We start from the raw sequence: 3,193 nt of genomic DNA, 5'->3' as shown, positions 1-3,193 counted from the left end.
GTGTTACCACCATAAATACGGATTATTACTTAAGTTCTTTACCTCTGGACATCGAACTTGCAGTCAAAGCAGTGCGTCAGCATTGGCACATCGAAAACCAGCAACACTGGGTGCTTGACGTCACTTTTAGGGAAGACTGTTCAAGGATTGGTGACCGTGAAAACGCGAAGAAAATGGCGCTATTTAGGCGTATCGTGCTGAACCTTTTAGAGCAGCATCCACTAAAAGCCAGTAAACCAACCAAAATAAGAAAGGCTGCATGGAATGGCGATTTTAGGAGCGAGATTTTCTTTGGTTAAAAGATTTAACAAAGCTTAATCCCGCCCTGATGGGTAACGCGCCCTTTACGCAGTACCTGCTTAATGCGTCGCAATTGGCTAAGCTCTTGCTGAGAAATCGTCGCGCCGTGGTACATTTCAGGCTTAACGGATTTATCTAGACGCACTAACACGCCTTTATCTTCAAGTTTATTAAACAGGTCATCAACAGATTCTGCATTGGCCAATGCTTCCATTTGATCAGCTTGTGCGCCAATAGTATCACTGAAGAATTCAGCCGTGGGCTGAGTATTTCGACGATCCATCAGCCAGGCATCGCGCGGCATGATCCAACAAATATCATCCGGATTAACCTGATTTTCAAGCAACCATAAACAGGCGTCTATTCCCGTTTTTCCGCCGCCTATCACCACGTATAGTTCAGGCGGGTGGGTTATTGTTGGTAATTGATTTAACGCAATAAAGTTAACGCCATCTGCAATTGAAAAATTAGGCGTATGCGTTGAAGGTACCGAGGTTTTTAAATAAGTCGCATCAACTAACCGTTTGTTAACTTTAACATTAAAGATTTGGCCACTGGTCATAGAAACAAAACTGTTATCGCCAGTATATTTGCACATGGGATAATACTTAACCCGACCAGAGCCAAGAAAGTGCTGCTTCATAACCTCATCAAAGTAGGCGCTAACTTCGGCGCCAGTGGCAAGTTCATTCAAACCTGCATTAAAACCTATTTTATCTATTCGTCCTTTGCTGAGTTCTTTAGAGCCAACACCATAAAATTTAGACGGTTGATGCAAGGTGACAAACGGATAAGCGTTATTCCAATGTCCTCCCGGCTTTGCGTGTAAATCAACCATAATAATATTGGCATCTGTTTCAGCAAGCAGGGTGTCGACAAACGCCATCCCCATTGCCCCACTGCCAATCACTAAGTAATCAGTTTCTAATACTTGAACGTCCATTTTGTCCCCGCCAATTGTTAAGCCATACCATTTTATGTATTTAGTTTTATTTTTCTCGCTTCGCGCAGCGCTCAATATAACAGCGTTATAAATAAAATATAACAGTGTTATATTTTGTCAAGAAATAATATTAATCTCGTTAAATTAGCGTTATGATGACTCAACATTGTGTGGTTGATTTGTGCATGAAAAATACTAAAGAAAAAATATTACTCGCGGCATCAAAACTGTTTTTAAAAGGCGGAATTTCGGCGTTAAGCGTCAGAGCAATTGCCCGAGAGTCGAACTTGTCAACGATTGGGATTTATAGTCATTTCAACGGTAAGCAAGGTATTTTAGATGCCCTTTACATCGAGGGATTTACTCGCTTTCAACATGCGGTTGATGTACCTATCAACAGTGAAAACCCGAAAGAAAGCATTATGCTAGCCACTCAAGGCTATATCAAAACAGCGGTAAAATATCGCGGGCATTACCTACTTATTTTTGGCGAAAGCGTCGCTGATTACTGCCCTTCTGATGAAGCCAAGCAGTCTAGCGTACAAGCATTTTTGCAAACCACTAAGATCATCGAAACGATATTACCCAAAGGCGCAAGCTTTGAGCAAAAACGCAATACGACCTTACAGGTATGGTCAATTGTGCATGGATATATGGGGCTAATGCACCACGCTATCGCCGAAGAAATCGATAACGCTCATTGGGAAGGATTAATACTCGATACCGTTAGCTTGCACATTGACGCCCTACTAAAGCTCAATCAGCACGATTAAGTCCTCGCTAATAGCAACCCAAATGCAATAAATTGAAACGATTACACTTGTTTGTAATGAAATAAGCACTCGTGGGTTCTAAGTCCTATCTTTCGTCCAATAAAACTAAAATTCATTATAATCAATAACTAATCGAAAAGTCACATCTCAGATAGTGAACATTCGTAGTCGATATATGACATCTAAATATTTATTGAGTATTTTGTCAATTTCAAAACAATACTACTTATTTTCTTGCGCATATTGAGCATACAATATGTCAGCAAAATCACTTTCGCCAATCACACCAAGCACTAAATCTCTTACAGCATCAGCTAATAGCGTGTTGTCACTCGTCAGTTCAAAATCATTTAACGACAAATACTCAAGCGCAACTATCAATCCAGTGCGTTTATTTGCATCAGGCAAAGAGTGAGCAATAGCTATACTTGCCGTATATTTGGCGGCAATTTCAAACACATCATCTAAACCATCGTACACGATTGCATTATCAATACGCCCTAATGCACCTTGTAATTTTGAAACATCTACCAGCCCTTTCATGCCAGGTTCAGTTTCTAAAATGAAAGTATTGATTTCGATTACACGCTCGAATGGAAAGCAAATGATATCCATTACATATCAGCCAATTTCTCGAACGTCTTACGATGTGTTCTTAAAGCTAGCTTTGTCTCAGACTTAACAATTTGCTGACCATACATACCAGATAAATCAAGTTCTTTAGTTGCAGTGATTTTAGGTCGCACAACGGCATTAACACCATATGCCTCAACTTTCTTGTTCATCTTGAATTCCTCAACTTTACTGTTAGGTTTGTATAATACCAAATTAGCTATCACCATAAAGCTTTAATCATTATGACTGTTAATGCTACATACTACCATCCATCCCGATCACTTTTGGATTCAGTGTTGAGGTCATGTTGGATAGTTTGGATAACGAACCGAAATTGGGGCATGAGTATGAGTTATCAGCTGTTTAAAGTGAATCACCTTTTATGAAAAAGAAGGCAAAGCTGGATCTATTACTTTGGTATCGCTAACGCTTATCAAGGATGTGTCGCTGATTGTTTATAAACAATGACCATTGGATCCGACGTCGTGTTCGTATGTGATGACGTGGTTTAATTGATACGACTAACCCAGTTAAGACATAATTGATTTAACTGGAGATTGAA

Annotated in this window: 5 protein-coding genes; 2 read left to right on the top strand and 3 right to left on the bottom strand. The window is 39.8% G+C overall.

What is annotated here, in order from left to right:
- Positions 1 to 299 (top strand): ISAs1 family transposase (locus IEY42_RS21800; RefSeq protein WP_188927272.1); only part of this gene is annotated, 299 nt, incomplete at its 5' end.
- A gap of 5 nt (positions 300 to 304) precedes the next feature.
- On the opposite strand, the gene IEY42_RS21795 is transcribed toward IEY42_RS21800, so the two are convergent.
- Positions 305 to 1,243, bottom strand: coding sequence for a hypothetical protein (locus IEY42_RS21795; RefSeq protein ID WP_188927271.1), 939 nt, complete (start codon positions 1,241 to 1,243; stop codon positions 305 to 307).
- Positions 1,244 to 1,428: 185 nt separating this feature from the next.
- On the opposite strand from IEY42_RS21795, the gene IEY42_RS21790 reads away from it, so the two are divergent.
- Entirely contained in the window at positions 1,429 to 2,016 is a 588-nt protein-coding gene (locus IEY42_RS21790) for a TetR/AcrR family transcriptional regulator (RefSeq protein WP_188927270.1), read from the top strand.
- 222 nt (positions 2,017 to 2,238) lie between these two features.
- On the opposite strand, the gene IEY42_RS21785 is transcribed toward IEY42_RS21790, so the two are convergent.
- Positions 2,239 to 2,631 (bottom strand): type II toxin-antitoxin system death-on-curing family toxin, encoded by a 393-nt coding sequence (locus IEY42_RS21785; protein WP_188927269.1) that lies wholly within the window; start codon positions 2,629 to 2,631, stop codon positions 2,239 to 2,241.
- Positions 2,631 to 2,801, bottom strand: a complete 171-nt coding sequence (locus tag IEY42_RS21780; RefSeq protein WP_188927268.1) for an acetyltransferase — start codon at positions 2,799 to 2,801, stop codon at positions 2,631 to 2,633. The genes IEY42_RS21785 and IEY42_RS21780 overlap by 1 nt, the downstream gene beginning before the upstream one ends.
- Between the last annotated feature and the right edge of the window lie 392 nt (positions 2,802 to 3,193).

The sequence above is a fragment of the Shewanella algicola genome (assembly GCF_014648035.1).
Lineage (GTDB): Bacteria > Pseudomonadota > Gammaproteobacteria > Enterobacterales > Shewanellaceae > Shewanella > Shewanella algicola.
The sequence above is the reverse complement of the archived record's forward strand: the minus strand, read 5'-3'. Positions and strand labels throughout refer to the sequence as shown.

Excerpts from the sequence above, each read along its gene's own strand:
- IEY42_RS21795 (WP_188927271.1), bottom strand. The coding sequence starts at position 1,243 with ATGGACGTTCAAGTATTAGAAACTGATTACTTAGTGATTGGCAGTGGG.
- IEY42_RS21790 (WP_188927270.1), top strand. The coding sequence starts at position 1,429 with ATGAAAAATACTAAAGAAAAAATATTACTCGCGGCATCAAAACTGTTT.
- IEY42_RS21780 (WP_188927268.1), bottom strand. The coding sequence starts at position 2,801 with ATGAACAAGAAAGTTGAGGCATATGGTGTTAATGCCGTTGTGCGACCT.
- IEY42_RS21785 (WP_188927269.1), bottom strand. The coding sequence starts at position 2,631 with ATGGATATCATTTGCTTTCCATTCGAGCGTGTAATCGAAATCAATACT.